This window comes from Planococcus circulans (assembly GCF_020023385.1).
Taxonomy (GTDB): domain Bacteria; phylum Bacillota; class Bacilli; order Bacillales_A; family Planococcaceae; genus Planococcus.
Genome location: NZ_JAIQCL010000010.1, coordinates 1 through 14,737 on the forward strand (window position 1 = coordinate 1; position 14,737 = coordinate 14,737).

General features: G+C 47.8%; 15 protein-coding genes and 2 tRNA genes. 13 read left to right on the forward strand and 4 right to left on the reverse strand.

The features are described 5' to 3' along the window. The first annotated feature begins 45 nt into the window (after positions 1 to 45). Both K8U60_RS15265 and K8U60_RS15270 read left to right on the forward strand, forming a co-directional pair. Positions 46 to 136: transfer RNA gene (locus K8U60_RS15265), tRNA-Ser, on the forward strand. A 6-nt stretch (positions 137 to 142) separates the two neighbouring features. Beyond that, positions 143 to 214, forward strand: a tRNA-Glu gene (locus K8U60_RS15270). Positions 215 to 344: 130 nt separating this feature from the next. On the opposite strand, the gene K8U60_RS15275 is transcribed toward K8U60_RS15270, so the two are convergent. Both K8U60_RS15275 and K8U60_RS15280 read right to left on the reverse strand, forming a co-directional pair. After that, positions 345 to 1,310: a DMT family transporter gene (locus K8U60_RS15275; protein ID WP_223642021.1), complete on the reverse strand. Its 966-nt coding sequence runs from the start codon at positions 1,308 to 1,310 to the stop codon at positions 345 to 347. Positions 1,311 to 1,442: 132 nt separating this feature from the next. After that, complete coding sequence (locus tag K8U60_RS15280; RefSeq protein ID WP_223642023.1) at positions 1,443 to 2,354, reverse strand: 1,4-dihydroxy-2-naphthoate polyprenyltransferase; 912 nt, start codon at positions 2,352 to 2,354, stop codon at positions 1,443 to 1,445. Positions 2,355 to 2,526: 172 nt separating this feature from the next. Between K8U60_RS15280 and K8U60_RS15285 the strand changes: the two genes are divergently transcribed. The 8 genes from K8U60_RS15285 to K8U60_RS15320 all read left to right on the forward strand — a co-directional run bounded on the left by K8U60_RS15285 (position 2,527) and on the right by K8U60_RS15320 (position 11,456). Continuing rightward, positions 2,527 to 3,918 (forward strand): isochorismate synthase, encoded by a 1,392-nt coding sequence (locus tag K8U60_RS15285; protein WP_223642025.1) that lies wholly within the window; start codon positions 2,527 to 2,529, stop codon positions 3,916 to 3,918. Further along, positions 3,905 to 5,605 carry a 2-succinyl-5-enolpyruvyl-6-hydroxy-3-cyclohexene-1-carboxylic-acid synthase gene (gene menD / locus K8U60_RS15290; protein WP_223642027.1) on the forward strand — a complete coding sequence of 567 codons (1,701 nt, stop codon included), beginning with the start codon at positions 3,905 to 3,907 and terminating at the stop codon, positions 5,603 to 5,605. The genes K8U60_RS15285 and menD overlap by 14 nt, the downstream gene beginning before the upstream one ends. Continuing rightward, positions 5,602 to 6,429, forward strand: coding sequence for a 2-succinyl-6-hydroxy-2,4-cyclohexadiene-1-carboxylate synthase (gene menH / locus K8U60_RS15295; RefSeq protein ID WP_223642029.1), 828 nt, complete (start codon positions 5,602 to 5,604; stop codon positions 6,427 to 6,429). The genes menD and menH overlap by 4 nt, the downstream gene beginning before the upstream one ends. Further along, positions 6,426 to 7,244, forward strand: a complete 819-nt coding sequence (menB, locus tag K8U60_RS15300; RefSeq protein ID WP_223642031.1) for a 1,4-dihydroxy-2-naphthoyl-CoA synthase — start codon at positions 6,426 to 6,428, stop codon at positions 7,242 to 7,244. Before menH ends, menB begins: the two co-directional genes overlap by 4 nt. 63 nt (positions 7,245 to 7,307) lie before the next feature. After that, positions 7,308 to 8,741, forward strand: coding sequence for an o-succinylbenzoate--CoA ligase (locus tag K8U60_RS15305; RefSeq protein WP_223642034.1), 1,434 nt, complete (start codon positions 7,308 to 7,310; stop codon positions 8,739 to 8,741). Beyond that, positions 8,732 to 9,793 carry an o-succinylbenzoate synthase gene (gene menC / locus K8U60_RS15310; protein ID WP_223642042.1) on the forward strand — a complete coding sequence of 354 codons (1,062 nt, stop codon included), beginning with the start codon at positions 8,732 to 8,734 and terminating at the stop codon, positions 9,791 to 9,793. The genes K8U60_RS15305 and menC overlap by 10 nt, the downstream gene beginning before the upstream one ends. Positions 9,794 to 9,997: 204 nt before the next feature. Beyond that, on the forward strand, positions 9,998 to 10,717 hold the full coding sequence (locus tag K8U60_RS15315; RefSeq protein WP_223642044.1) for an AAA family ATPase: 720 nt from the start codon (positions 9,998 to 10,000) through the stop codon (positions 10,715 to 10,717). 127 nt (positions 10,718 to 10,844) lie between these two features. Then, positions 10,845 to 11,456 (forward strand): MOSC domain-containing protein, encoded by a 612-nt coding sequence (locus tag K8U60_RS15320; protein ID WP_223642331.1) that lies wholly within the window; start codon positions 10,845 to 10,847, stop codon positions 11,454 to 11,456. A 73-nt stretch (positions 11,457 to 11,529) separates the two neighbouring features. Here the strand turns inward: K8U60_RS15320 and K8U60_RS15325 are convergent, their stop codons facing one another. Beyond that, positions 11,530 to 12,534 carry a metal ABC transporter solute-binding protein, Zn/Mn family gene (locus tag K8U60_RS15325; protein ID WP_223642046.1) on the reverse strand — a complete coding sequence of 335 codons (1,005 nt, stop codon included), beginning with the start codon at positions 12,532 to 12,534 and terminating at the stop codon, positions 11,530 to 11,532. Positions 12,535 to 12,621: 87 nt separating this feature from the next. Then, complete coding sequence (gene yidD / locus K8U60_RS15330) at positions 12,622 to 12,852, reverse strand: membrane protein insertion efficiency factor YidD (protein WP_191716661.1); 231 nt, start codon at positions 12,850 to 12,852, stop codon at positions 12,622 to 12,624. 108 nt (positions 12,853 to 12,960) lie between these two features. Between yidD and K8U60_RS15335 the strand changes: the two genes are divergently transcribed. The 3 genes from K8U60_RS15335 (at position 12,961) to K8U60_RS15345 (ending at position 14,695) form a co-directional block, all read left to right on the forward strand. Beyond that, positions 12,961 to 13,407, forward strand: coding sequence for a Dps family protein (locus K8U60_RS15335; protein ID WP_223642048.1), 447 nt, complete (start codon positions 12,961 to 12,963; stop codon positions 13,405 to 13,407). A gap of 66 nt (positions 13,408 to 13,473) precedes the next feature. Then, positions 13,474 to 13,932 carry an RNA deprotection pyrophosphohydrolase gene (gene ytkD, locus K8U60_RS15340; protein ID WP_223642050.1) on the forward strand — a complete coding sequence of 153 codons (459 nt, stop codon included), beginning with the start codon at positions 13,474 to 13,476 and terminating at the stop codon, positions 13,930 to 13,932. Next, on the forward strand, positions 13,913 to 14,695 hold the full coding sequence (locus K8U60_RS15345; protein WP_223642059.1) for an alpha/beta hydrolase family protein: 783 nt from the start codon (positions 13,913 to 13,915) through the stop codon (positions 14,693 to 14,695). The genes ytkD and K8U60_RS15345 overlap by 20 nt, the downstream gene beginning before the upstream one ends. Positions 14,696 to 14,737 lie beyond the last annotated feature (42 nt).

Here is a 14,737-nt window from a genome sequence, read left to right on the forward strand (position 1 = left end):
TAATGCGATGGTCGTAGGTTCGAGTCCTACCTTCGGAGCCATACTGGGGAAGTACTCAAGTGGCTGAAGAGGCGCCCCTGCTAAGGGTGTAGGTCGGGCAACCGGCGCGAGGGTTCAAATCCCTCCTTCTCCGCCAGTATTAGGCCCCTTGGTCAAGCGGTTAAGACACCGCCCTTTCACGGCGGTAACACGGGTTCGAATCCCGTAGGGGTCATCATAAAAAAGTGTCATGCATTCAATTGCATGACACTTTTTTTCTTTTTACCGGATATATAACTGTGTGTGATCATTCCGATCATGACAAGTAAAATACCGTATAAAGACAAGGAANTCATAAAAAAGTGTCATGCATTCAATTGCATGACACTTTTTTTCTTTTTACCGGATATATAACTGTGTGTGATCATTCCGATCATGACAAGTAAAATACCGTATAAAGACAAGGAAGACGGCCAGGCAATCGATAAGAAAAGGATTTCTCCCAATAAAGCAAACAATACTTCCATCGACTGTGTCGCTTCAACTGCTGCTAATTTTTGCATATTTCCTCTGACCAGATCTGTAGCTTTAAAAAATAGAACCGTGGCAATTACCCCTGAACTTAGGGCGACAATCAGTGTTTGGAAGCTTTGTGAAGCTGTTGGACCACCGATGGTAATAAAGCCATATAATGATAGTATCAGCCAAAAAGGAAGGCTTGCTAATGTCATTCCGAGCACCCTTTGGTAAGCATCTAATCTGCCCCCGCATAGATCCATCATTTTTCTATTTCCCAGTGGATATGCAAAGGCAGCAAGAATCACAGGCATAAAGCCGAACCATACTGCTGAAGAAGAGACGGCAGCTATATGCTCCAATTGCATCAAACTGACGCCAGCCAAGATGATAACAGAAACCAATAAACCTTTTATAGGAATCTGTCCTCTTACTTGAATAGGCCCTTTGTTTGTATGTATGGTAATTAGAAATAAAGGGGCTAGCAGCGTCCCGGCGATAATGGTGACCTGCCATGTTCCTGCTATGAGCCAGCCGGGGGAATAGGCAGCCGCAAAACAAAGTGGTGCATAGAATAATCCAAACCCGACAAAGCTCCATAATGCCCAAGCCCCTTTGTTATTTTTCATTTCCAGTAACAGAGGCTTCAGGTTCTTTCTTGTAAGCACGATGATCAGCAAAAAGGGGATCATGAAGACATAACGGAGGGAAGCACTCCAGATCCAACTGCCGCCTCCTGCTTCCATAGTGGCATTCAGTACGAACGTAAATGCGAAGAAAAAAGCTGCAATAATACCGATGAAAATGGGTTTCACACTGTACCCTCCTATATTATGAAAGTCTGTAATTTATCTATCTACTATATCGCATGCTTATTGATACTTGAAAGTGTTATTTAAATAAACAAAAGGGATTTCACTGAGGAATCCCTTTTGTTTATTTTTTAATTATAGAAGATAATCGATCAATAAGCCGATTCCAAGCAGGAAAGCGACAAAGGTATTTGTTTTTCCTGTATCTTTCATTGCTGGCATTACTTTTAACGGTTCAGTGTAGCGTTTAAAGATCTGAACGACTTTAACGGGTTTCAGGACACTGAGGAAGACCAATAATGCCCAAGGCGTCAACGTGCCAGAAACCACAAGGATAACAATCCAAGCATAGGCAAGGATGAAGAAGAACATTAGGATATTGACTGCGGCTGGCCTTCTGACCAAAATCGCCAACGTTTTACGGCCGCTTTCCTCATCTCCGACAATGTCACGGATGTTATTGGACAACATGATTGCTGCTACCAATAAGGTGCTAGGTACAGCCAGCAAGGAAGCTTCCAAAGTCACCATGCCGGTTTGGATGTAGAAGGCAATGATGACGATCAAATAGCCCATAACGACTCCTGAGAAGAGTTCGCCGAAAGGAGTGTACGCAATCGGGTAGGGGCCGCCGGTATAAAGGTAGCCGATCATCATGGCAACTGCACCAACAACCAAAAGCCACCAGCTGGTTTGCGAACAAATATAGAGGCCGATGACAGCAGCGATTCCGTAGAACACCAAAGCCAAAGCCAAAACGGTTTTCGGCTTTACTCCGTTCCGTACGATTGCACCGCCGATGCCGACAGAGTTCTCATTGTCCAGGCCTCTGGCAAAATCATAGTATTCATTGAACATATTGGTGGCTGCCTGGATCAATAAACTTGCGACAAGCATCGCCAGGAATAGAAGCCAGTCAATGGAATTGTAGTGTAGCGCGATCATCGTTCCCAGGAAAACGGGAGCGAAGGAAGCAGTTAAGGTATGGGGCCGGGTCAATTGCCACCAGACGCGCCATCCGCTGTCTGCCTGTAGTGAATGTGTCATAATCTATCTCTCCTTTAATTCTTTCCACTCTTCATTGTACTTCAAAATAGACACGAATACAGCAAATGATGTGCTGATTTTAGCAGAAAAGAGTATGATAGAGGGTAGAGATTAAAAAGTAAAACAGTTACTGGAATAAACGAGACTATGGTCTTAAAACGGAGGTAATCAGGTGAATTCAGAATCGTCTTCATCGACCCAGCAATTTGCGGCAGGCCCATACGAAGGCTACCGCTTTTATACTGAAACAATTGAAGTGACACGCATGTCGGCATTGGCATTTTTTGAAGCCGGTGGAGAGGGCTATGCAGGAAAGCGCATGTTTTGGCAAAATCGTGAAAAGACTTTCACATTGGTCGGAATCGGGCATGCCCATGTTCTTTCTACAGATCAACCGACTGGACGCTTTGAAAAGATAAAAAAAGATTGGAAGAGCTTATGCAATCAAATCGTCAATGAAGAACATTCGGTTCAGCCTGTCCTATTCGGCGGATTTTCATTTGATCCGTTAAATGACAAACCGAGTGAGTGGACAAGGTTTCCGCAGGCTTATTTTGCGGTGCCGACTTTCCAGTTGATATTAAAAGGAGAGCAGGCCTTTGTCAGCATCCACTTAATTACGGAGCAGCAGGAAAGTTTTGCAGAGTTTGATGCGATGCGCAAAGAACGGGACAAATTGATCCATGCGGCCCAAGTAACCGAAGTGGATAAATATGATAAACCACGGACAATCGGCCGTGCAGAATTGAGAAAAGAAGAGTACTTGGATTCCATCCAGCGGGTTACGGATATCATTAAGGCAAAAGAAGTGGAAAAAGTTGTCATTGCCCGTGCATTGGAGTTGGAATTTGAGGACAAATTATCTCCATCTTCTGCATTGTACCAAGTATCAAACGAACAGCCTGAGAGCTTCCTGTTCGGATTAGAGGCGGAAGAGCAGTTTTTCTTTGGGGCGACTCCGGAACGGCTGGTAAAAGTCGAAAGCCAGAAAGCTTTATCCACTTGTTTAGCGGGATCTACTCCACGCGGAAAAACCGTGGAGAAGGATACGGAACTTGGTGAGGCTTTGCTGAAAGATCCGAAAAACCGGGCTGAGCACCAATACGTGGTCAAGATGATCAGTGAAGTATTTGAAAACTATTGCAGCGGGACAGTGGTGCCCAAATTGCCGAAACTACTGAAAATCAGGGATATCCAGCATTTGTATACTCCTGTTGAAGGGAAATTGAATCCAGGCGCTACTTTATTTGACCTGGTGGAAGTTCTCCACCCGACACCGGCACTTGGAGGAGAGCCGAAACTGGAAGCCTTGCATATGATCCGCAAACATGAAGCGATGAACCGGGGCTATTATGCAGCTCCTATCGGTTGGATTGACGCAAAAGGCGACGGTGAGTTTGCGGTCGCAATCCGTTCGGCTTTATTGGACGGCGAGAAAGCTTATTTATATGCAGGCGGCGGAATCGTAGCAGATTCCACGCCGGAATCAGAGTATGACGAGACATGGGTTAAATTCAGACCGATGCTTCGGGCATTGGGAGGTCAATTGAGTGACGAGTCGTGAAGCGTTAACAGAATACGTATCTGCATTTACCCATTCGCTGGTGGAACTTGGAGTGGCGGATGCCGTCATCAGTCCGGGATCCCGTTCTACACCACTTGCTTATGCCTGTATGAAGCAGCAAGGGCTGTCGGTCTACCGGCAGATCGACGAGCGCTCAGCGGCTTATTTTGCGCTGGGCATGGCGAAGGCTTCCGGCAAACCGGTGATGCTGTTATGTACATCAGGAACGGCGGCAGCCAATTATTTTCCGGCCATTGTTGAAGCGTATTATGCACGGGTGCCGCTGATCGTAGTGACGGCAGATCGTCCACATGAGCTGCGGGAAGTGGGAGCGCCGCAAGCGATCAACCAAGTGAATTTGTTCGGATCACATGTCAAGTGGGCGACGGATCTGCCGATGCCGGAAACGGAAAATCAATTGGCGTTCCTGTCCCGCCATCTGCACCGCTCTGTCCAGAGTGCCAGCAGCGAACCAAAAGGGCCGGTGCATGTCAATGTGCCATTCCGTGAACCATTGCGCATCGATTTTGAGCAGGGGTATGAATCGTTTGGGGAAATTGCTCATTTTGGCGGAGAAATGGCATTGTCATCCGCCAGCCGGAAATTTCTGCAGGATCTGTTGAAAAAAGAAAAAGGCCTGTTGATTGTCGGAGAAATGACTCTACCGATGCCAGTTGAATTCTGGGATTTTATCCAGCATCTAGATTGGCCGGTGCTGGCAGATCCTTTATCGAATCTGCGGGGCAATGTTCCACTAAAAGCGCAGCACCTGATCATCGATTCCTATGATGCTTTACTGAAAAATGAAGCATTCAAAGAAGGCATAGTGCCTGAAGCTGTCATCCGGATCGGGCCGCAGCCCGTTTCGAAGCCGTTGACTTTGTTTCTGGCTGCAGTGAAGCCGGAAGTCTATGCCGTTTTTGATGAAAGTCCGATGCTGCGGGATGCCCAGTCTTTGGCTACGCATCATATTCAGTCGTCACCAAATGCTCTATGGCAGTTGCCGTTAAAAATGAAAGCAGTGAATTCCTACCGTGAAAAATGGACAGCAGCTTCAGCCCTTTACTGGGAAGTCGTAAGCCTCCATTGCGAGGAAGAGCTGGATGAAGGCGTCCTGGCGAAAGTGTTTTTCGATAGATTGGAAAACTGCGATTTGATTGTTGGCAGCAGTATGCCGATCCGTGATGTCGATACCTTCTTTAAGGCTGCAGAGCGGGATGTGGTGATCTATGCGAATCGCGGGGCAAACGGTATTGATGGTGTGGTATCGACAGCATTCGGAGTTCAGGCGGCAAACCAGCGTCCAGCTTATCTGTTTATCGGTGATTTGTCCTTCCTGCATGATATGAACGGACTGATTGCGTCTAAGATGCAGGCGACGGATTTGACGATAGTCATCATGAATAATGATGGCGGCGGAATATTCTCCTACCTGCCTCAGTCTCAGGAAGAGCGTCATTTTGAAGACTTGTTCGCCACGCCAACAGGGCTGACGTTCGGGGATGCCGCGAAAATGTATGATGCGCAATATGCAGCGGTGGAAACGGCTGAACAATTGGTGGAAGCATTGGATCAGCCGAAAGATAAAACTGTAAAAATCATTGAAGTGTTCACGGATCGCCAGAACAATGTTACGACACACCGCAAATTATGGAGCCGTTTTAATGAGGAGCTGGCAAAGCAATGAAGTTGGATGTTGATGGAGTGCGTTACCATGTGGAAGTGTTCAACAGCGATAAAGAGGAGACGATTGTCTTTTTGCACGGTTTTACCGGCAGCACGAAAACATGGCATCCGGTCATTGAAGGATGGGATGATTCAAAAATCGTTCTTATCGATTTGATTGGCCATGGCGAAACGGATTGTCCGGAAGCGGTCGAGTGCTATTCGATGGAACGGCAGTTGAAGGATTTGGATGCGCTGTTCGGTCAAATGAATTTGGACCGGTTGACGCTTGTGGGCTATTCGATGGGCGGACGCACAGCACTTGCTTATGCCTGCCGTTTTCCGGGTCGGGTTAAAGGACTGGTGCTGGAAAGTGCTTCTCCCGGCCTTCGGAGTGAAGCGGAGCGACAGGAACGCCGTACGCGTGACGAAGGGCTGGCAGAACGGATTGTTGCAGACGGGATAAGAAATTTTGTTGATCGATGGGAAAACATCCTCTTGTTCGACAGCCAGAAATCCTTGCCGGAGCCGGTGAAACAGGCCGTTCGTGAAGAGCGGCTGTCTCAAAATCCGATCGGCCTTGCGAACAGCCTGAAAGGCATGGGGACGGGTGCGCAGGACTCCTACTGGAAGCGGCTAGAAGATCTGGACATGCCGGTTTTATTGTTGACGGGGCAGTCGGATTTGAAGTTTGAAGCGATCGCCAAAGAGATGGTGGAGCTGATACCGGACGCAGTTCACAAAACTATCGAAGGCGGACATGCGATACATGTGGAAAAACCTGTTGAATTTGCTACAATAGTAAGAGAGTATTCTAGTTTGAACTATCAAGGAGGAAAATTATGACACGCGAGTGGATTACAGAACGTACATATGAAGACATCAAGTATGAAATTTTTAACGGTATTGCCAAAATCACCATCAACCGTCCGGAAGTGCGCAACGCATTCCGTCCGAAAACGGTTCACGAATTGATCGATGCATTTTCCCGTGCACGCGATAATGCAGAGGTAGGCGTCATCGTTTTGACTGGAGAAGGCGAAAAGGCTTTCTGTTCAGGTGGAGACCAATCCGTACGCGGACATGGCGGCTATGTTGGGGAAGATGAGATTCCGCGTTTGAACGTCCTGGATCTTCAGCGTTTGATCCGCGTCATTCCAAAACCGGTCGTGGCAATGGTTGCAGGCTATGCAATCGGCGGCGGACACGTCCTTCACGTAGTATGTGACTTGACGATCGCTGCAGACAACGCACGTTTCGGCCAAACTGGCCCACGCGTCGGTTCGTTTGATGCAGGCTACGGTTCTGGTTACCTGGCACGCATCATCGGACACAAGAAAGCGCGTGAAATCTGGTACCTATGCCGTCAATACGATGCACAGGAAGCATTGGATATGGGCTTAGTCAACACAGTGGTTCCTCTTGAACAGCTGGAAGACGAGACCGTTCAATGGTGCCAGGAAATGCTTGAAATGAGCCCGACTGCACTTCGTTTCGTTAAAGCGGCAATGAATGCTGATACAGACGGCCTTGCTGGATTGCAGCAGATGGCTGGAGATGCAACGCTATTGTATTACACAACGGATGAAGCAAAGGAAGGCCGCGATGCGTTCAAAGAAAAACGCAAACCGGACTTTGGCCAATTCCCGCGTTTCCCGTGATCATCGAATAATTGAAAGCTGTCCTCTCAGGGGACAGCTTTTTTTAGAGAAAGGATTTTTTACATGACGTATCCGAACTGGTTGAGCCAGCGGAGTTATTTGAGCGGAGACCGAATGGCCTTATCGTTCGAGGAGCAGCAATGGACATTTTCAGAAATCAATGACGTGGCGCTTGTCTATGCCGGAAAGCTGAAAGCGCTTGGCGTAAAGGCGGATTCACGCGTAGCAATCCTTGCCAAATCCAATCCGGAGTCCATCTTTGTCATGTATGGCTGCCTTCATTTAGGGTGCGAGATGGTCATGCTGAACGAACGATTAGCGAAAGCTGAACTGGCGTATCAAATCGACGATTCCGAAGTGGATCATATTTTGGCGGCTGACGTACTGAAGGAAAAACTGGACTCTTCCACTATGATTCTGTTCAGTGAAATAAAAGAGGCGGTTGCTCTTGAAATCGAGCCGCAAAAGCAATGGCGGCAAGATCGCACCATTTCGATCATGTATACATCCGGGACCACAGGAAATCCGAAAGGGGTGCGGCAGACAGCGGAAAACCATTTTTCCAGTGCTGTTTCTTCGGCCCTTAATATCGGCATTTCACCGGATGATGTCTGGCTTTGTTCGGTGCCCTTGTTCCATATCAGCGGGTTTTCGATCCTGATGCGCTCGCTGATCTATGGCATGGGCGTAAGGCTCTATGAGAAATTTGACGCCGAGCGCAGTGCAGAGGAAATCTGCAGCGGGAAGGTGACGTATATGTCGATGGTCGGCGTCACGCTTGAACGCATACTGAGCCATATGGAAGGAGTGTCAATGCAGGCGTCTCCCCGGTTCAAAGCAGCTCTTGCAGGAGGCGGCCCGATTCCGGTCGCTTACATCAAGCGCGCCAAAAACCGTGGTATTCCAGTATTGCAGACATATGGCATGACGGAAACTTCTTCGCAGACTACGACCTTACAATCAGCAGACGCGGAACGGAAAATCGGTTCTTCCGGCAAGCCCTTATTTTTATACCAGGTGAAAATAGACGGAACCGAAAAAGCTGGAGAACCAGGTGAGATTCTTATCCACGGTCCTCAAGTGACGCCAGGCTATATCGGGGCATTTGCAGAGCGGAAAGTCCAGGAAGACGGCTGGCTCCATACAGGTGACGTCGGCTATTTGGATGACGAAGGATTTTTATTTGTCGTGGACCGCCGTTCAGACTTGATCGTTTCCGGTGGAGAGAATATTTACCCCGCTGAAATCGAGAAGGTATTGCTGGCCCATCCGGCAGTCCGTGAAGCGGGTGTCTGCGGTGCAGCCAGCGACAAATGGGGCGAGGTTCCCGTGGCGTTCGTGGTGTTGAACAAAGAAGCAGCCGCGGATGACTTGCTGGCGTACTGCCGCGAACAGATTGCATCCTATAAGGTGCCGAAGCGGCTGTCGTTTGTCGAGGAGCTGCCGCGCAACGCATCGAACAAGCTGTTGAGAAGAGAGCTGAGAACATGGCTGTGAAGGTCCGGGACATCCAATTGACAACGGTCCGGCAGCCGCTGAAGAATCCGTTCAAGACGGTGCTGCAGCAGGTAGAAGAACGTGAAGTGATCGTAGTTGCGGTCACGGGTGACACCGGACTTGTCGGCTACGGGGAATGTGTGGCATTCGAGACGCCGTGGTATACGGAAGAAACCATCATGGGCTGCCGTTTTGTGCTGGCACAGGTACTGGTGCCTTTGCTTGCGAATAAAACCATCGAAAATCCACAAGACGTCTGGGAGCTGTTCGGAGCTGTCAAAGGCAACCGGATGGCCAAAGCCGCTGTTGAGATGGCAGTATGGGATTTGTTTGCCAAGCAGCAAAAAGTGCCGCTATGGAAGTTTGTCGGGGGTTCAGGAGGCCCGATTCCAGCAGGCGTCGTCGTAGCGGCCGATCCTTCAAAAATTGCGGAACAAGTGGCGCAGGCTGCTGAATCCGGCTACCGGCGCGTTAAAATAAAAATACAGCCGGATATGGATATCACTTTGCTTAAATCAGTGGTGGCTGCCTATCCCGGACTGCAGTTTTTTGCAGACGCCAATTGCAGCTTCCGGGAACAGGGTGTTGAATGCTTAAAAGCATTTGATGAAGTCGGTTTCACGCTGATTGAACAGCCTTTCGGTGAGCGGCAATGGACTTTGCATGCACAGGCCAGAAAAGAGTTGAACACCAAAATCTGTTTGGATGAAAGCATCGCTTCTCTTGAGGACGTTCAACAGATGATCGACTCACGGGCAGGGAATATTATCGTGTTGAAAATGAGCCGGTTAGGCGGATGGACCGAAACCTTGAAGGTGGTTAGGTTGTGCCAGGCGCATTCCATTGGCATGTGGGTCGGCGGGATGATTGAATTCGGCGTTTCCAAAGCGCATAATCTGGCCTTGGCGTCCATGCCTGGGATTGTGTATCCGGGTGACTTCTCAGCTTCCCGGCATTTCTGGGAGAAGGACATCATTGAGCCTGAAATCACCGTGGAAAGCGGAAAAATCGTTTTGAGCGACCGACCGGGAATCGGATATGATGTGGTCTGAATCGATTGGGGTTCAGGCTTTTTTAAAAATAAAATAAAGCTGGGATTTTTGTTTTCAGTTGAGAGAAATTGTGAGACAATGAATAAAAATTAACTAAGGTGAATAACTATGAATTTTTATATAGGTTTCATTTCCATTGGATAGAGTAAAGCCGATTGCTGGTTGTCCCGATAAAATACGAACGAATGCGAAGGAAGTGAGCCGGTGTTTTTAAATCGAATCAGTTTATTGAAAGAGGATATTGAGGATTTCGGGGAGTATCCATTTTCTGTTCCTTCGATCGGCAATATGGAACAAGTGGATTTGACCAATCCGATCACTTTTTTCGTTGGGGAAAACGGCTCGGGCAAGTCTACGCTCCTTGAAGCAATCGCGGATAAATGCGGTTTCAATACAGCTGGCGGCGGCCGCAACAACACCTATGAAGTGCATGCGGCACAAGCAGTATTGGGCGATTACATCCGACTTTCCTGGATGCCGAAAGTGACGAATGGGTTCTTCATGCGGGCAGAATCGTTTTACCATTTCGCCACTCATCTCGAAGATGTCGACGAAGATGGGTTTCAGTCTTATGGAGGCCGTTCCCTGCATGAACAATCGCATGGGGAGTCGTTCTTATCCTTGTTCCTGAACCGCTTTAACGGCCGTGCTCTTTACCTGCTGGATGAGCCGGAGGCGGCATTGTCACCTCAGCGGCAATTGACGTTTCTCCGGTTATTGAAGGACTTGACCACTGAGGAGAATTGCCAGTTCATCATCGCGACCCATTCGCCTATTCTCCTGGGCTATCCGGACGCCAAAATCTTAAGTTTCGATGGAGGCTCCATCGAAGAAATCGATTATGAAATGACAGACCATTACCGGATCACCAAGTATTTTTTGGATCACCGGGAAAAGTTTTTGAAAGAGATACTGGAAGATTGACGTGAAGCTGTATACTAAAGAAAACTGAATCAGTGTATTTATTGTGACTGAATATAAGGTGGGGTGGCATGTGAAGAATTCCGAGAAGCCAATCATAAAAAACTTTGCTGTCGGGTTGCCGGAAAAGATGGCTTATGGAAACGGCAAGGAAATGGAAACAGCTATTCGAAAGCAACCGGTACAGGAAGCGTATTTAACCAAGGACGGATTTGAAGGGGACGGCGTTGCGGATTTAAAGCATCACGGAGGGCCGGAGAGAGCCGTGTGCATCTATCCTTATGAACACTATGCTTACTGGAATGACTTTTTTGAAACCGAATTGCCCCGTGCTGCTTTTGGGGAGAACCTGACGGTGACGAATATGCTGGAGCGGGATATCTGCATCGGCGACATTTTCCAAATAGGAGAGGCGGTCATTCAGGTGACGCAAGGAAGAGTGCCTTGCAATGTCATTGATAGAAGGCTTGATATGAAGCCGTTGTTGAAGGAGATGGTCAAGACCGGCTATACGGGCTATCTATGCCGGGTGTTGGAAGAAGGAATGGTCAGGGCAGATTCGACCATCCGTCCTGTGGCGAAAGATTCTCAGCAAGTATCGGTTCTTTATGCCAATGAAGTGAATTACCACCGTCCAAAAGATATCGATGGAATCGTCAAAGTATTAGAAGCGGAAGAACTGGCCGATGACTGGCGTCAGTTTTTGACCAAGCGATTAATCAAATTGACAGCCGGCGGCTAACCCGGTTGTTGTTTTTTTAAAAAATAAAAGCACTGCAGCGAACGCTCGCTGCAGTGCTTTTATCATGCTTTTCTTATTTCAAGATCGTTTCCAGCACGTGAAGGTTTTTTTCCATCAAGGTGAAGTAGGTTTCTTCGTTGTCGATGTTTTCCTGTGTTAAAACACCAAGGTTATGCATTTCAATCGCTTCAGCACCCACTTCGTTCTGGATGACTTCCGTCAGGTTCGACGAAACGTTCTGCTCAAAGACGATATACTCAATCTCTTTTTCTTTTGCCAAATCAACGATTTCCGTCAATTCTTTTTGTGAAGGCTCGTCCTGGCTGTTCAACCCTGCAATGGCCACTTGTTCAAAACCGTATGGTTCGGAAAGATAGCTGAAAGCCGCATGGGATACGAAGAACGTATCTTTGCTGACGCGTTCAGACAAGTCCTCGAACGACCGATCCAGCATTTCCAGCTCTACAACCAATTCCGTGTAATTGCTTTCGTAGGTTTCCGCATTTTCAGGATCGGCTTCCGTCAATGAAACCTTGATGGACTCTGCCAGTTTTTCGCTCAGGACCGGAGACATCCAGACATGCGGATCGGTTGAACCATGGTCATGGCCGTCGTGGCTCCCGGCTTCCTCAGCGTGTGCTTCTTCGCCATGTGCCTCTTCATCATGGGACTCTTCTTCGTGGCCGTCTTCTTTATGGCCAAGTGCCGCTTCCAACTCTTCATCTGAAATCTGATCGGCAGTGGCGATAAATTCGACATTTTCGTCCTGCAAAGTCTTTTTGGCACTGTCAATGAATCCTTCCAGGCCGAGACCGATGGAGAACATCAGGTCTGCGTCTGCCAGCTTGATCATTTCCTGCTGCGTCGGTTCAAAGGTGTGTTCATTTGAACCGGCAGGATAGATCGACTGCACATCAACCAAATCGCCGGCGATGCGTTCAGTGAAATAAGTCAAGGGATAAACCGTCGTGTAAACCTGCAATTTTTCCGGGTCTTGGTCAATACTCTGCGCTTCTTCGCTTGTTTGTCCGCAGGCGGCTAATAATAATAAGGGCATCAATAATAGAATCTTTTTCATGTTCAACCTCCAAAATGTAACGATTACGTTTTAATAACTATTAGAATACTACAGGATGCTCTTAAAAAACACAAGAAAAACCACCAATTATTTTTTTGGTGGCCATTCTTCCGGAACAAAATCGATTCCGCCTTTATGGAAAGGGTGACAGCTTAAGATACGTTTGGCTGCTAAATATCCGCCTTTCAGGGCACCATGCTTCTCGACGGCTTCGATGCCGTAATGGGAACAGGTCGGGTAGAAACGGCAGCTCGGCGGAGATAAAGGCGAGATGAACCGCTGGTAAAAGCGGAAAATCTTCAGTAAAACGGTCTTCATGATCATTCAGCTCTTTTCGGGGGAAATACTTCATATGTTTATTGTAGGGGCATTAGAGGTATAAATAAAGTATAAGTACTTATCAAACTAATTGGAGAGTGATTGGAAATGTCTAACGAATTAAACCAGGAACTAAACGTGCAAGTGGCAACATGGTCTGTAGCTTATACGAAATTACATAATTTTCATTGGTACGTAAAAGGGCCTTCATTCTTTACATTGCATGTAAAATTCGAAGAGTTGTACAACGAAGCGACCCTTCATATGGATGAAATCGCAGAGCGCTTGCTTGCACTTGGCGGAAAACCTGTCGCCACAATGAAAGAGCAGCTTGAGCTATCCGTTATAGAAGAAGCGAACAAAAAGGAAACTGCTGAAGAAATGGTGGATACCATTGTCAGTGATTACGACAAAATCATGAAATCCTTGAAAAAAGGCATGGAATTGGCTGCTAAAGACGGCGATGACATGACAGAAGATATGTTGAACGCCATTCACCAGAATCTTGAAAAACATTCTTGGATGTTATCAGCATTCTTGGGCGAAAAGAAGTAAAATAGGATTATACAAGCGTACACTGAATTCTAGTGTACGCTTTTCTTATGGCATCGAGGTGGAAAAATGCACTATCAGGATCTGAACGGTTATCCCTGTGAACTATCATTCGAAAAAAAAACATTTCCTTTTGAAAGCAGGCATGTGCTGGTGATTTGCCGGTATCAGGGGAAATGGCTTCTGACTCGGCACAATAAGCGGGGTCTTGAATTTCCAGGCGGGAAAGTGGAAGCCGGTGAAAGTTTGCAGGAGGCTGCAAAGCGGGAAGTCTATGAAGAAACAGGCGCTCACGTTAAAGAGTTGGAATGGTTCGCTGAATATGTGGTTTATTCGGAAAAGCCGTTCTGCAAAACGGTTTATATCGGGACAGTGGACAGTGTGGATCCGATTCCGCTTCTTGAAACGCAGGGAATTTTTTTGCTGAAGGAATTAGAGCTGGGGGATGGATTCAGCTTTTTAATGAAGGACGCTGGAATGCGTAAAATAATTGAGAAGGTGAAGCAGCTTGGAAAATGGGACGATTGAAACGAAAAAACGCTACCCTTCACCGAATCCTCATGTCCAATTAACGGAAATCGTTTATTGGTCGGAGGGATTGCGGGTGAAAGGCATGCTGGCGGAACCGAAAAAGCCAGGCACCTACAGCGGCATCCTGTATTTAAGGGGAGGGATCCAGTCGATCGGGATGGTGCGCCCTGCACGGATTGCCCAATTTGCAGCACAGGGCTTCGTGGTGTTTGCACCTTATTACAGGGGCAATCGAGGCGGAGAAGGCCGGGATGAATTTGCGGGAGCGGACCGCTGGGATGCAGTCAATGCGGTAGACGTACTGAGGAAGTACAGCAACGGGAAAGTGCACCTGCTGGCGTTTTCCAGAGGGGGCATCATGGCCTTATGGACGGCAATCCTGCGGAGTGATATCACGTCGCTCGTTACATGGGCAGGGGTTACGGATACGGTGCTGACCTATAAAGAGCGTCCCGATATGCGGCGCATGATGAAACGGCTCTATGGAGGCACACCGAATACAGCCTTGACGGAATATGAAGAACGCAATCCACTGCTGCGGATCGAAGAAAGCAGCGCGCCTATTCTGATCATCCATGGATTGAAAGATGAAAACGTCTATCCGGCGCAAGCTTATTTGCTGGAAGAGGCGCTGAAGCTGAATGGCCAGAGGCACGAAACGTGGTACTTCCCGGAGTATACACATTTCTTTCCACCGGCAGCCAACCGCAATGCAGTCAAAGCGGTCTGCAAATGGATGAGAGATCAGGAGGAAGCATAGCGAACTCTGAAAATCAGCATATTAGGCTGAATATAGCTGATT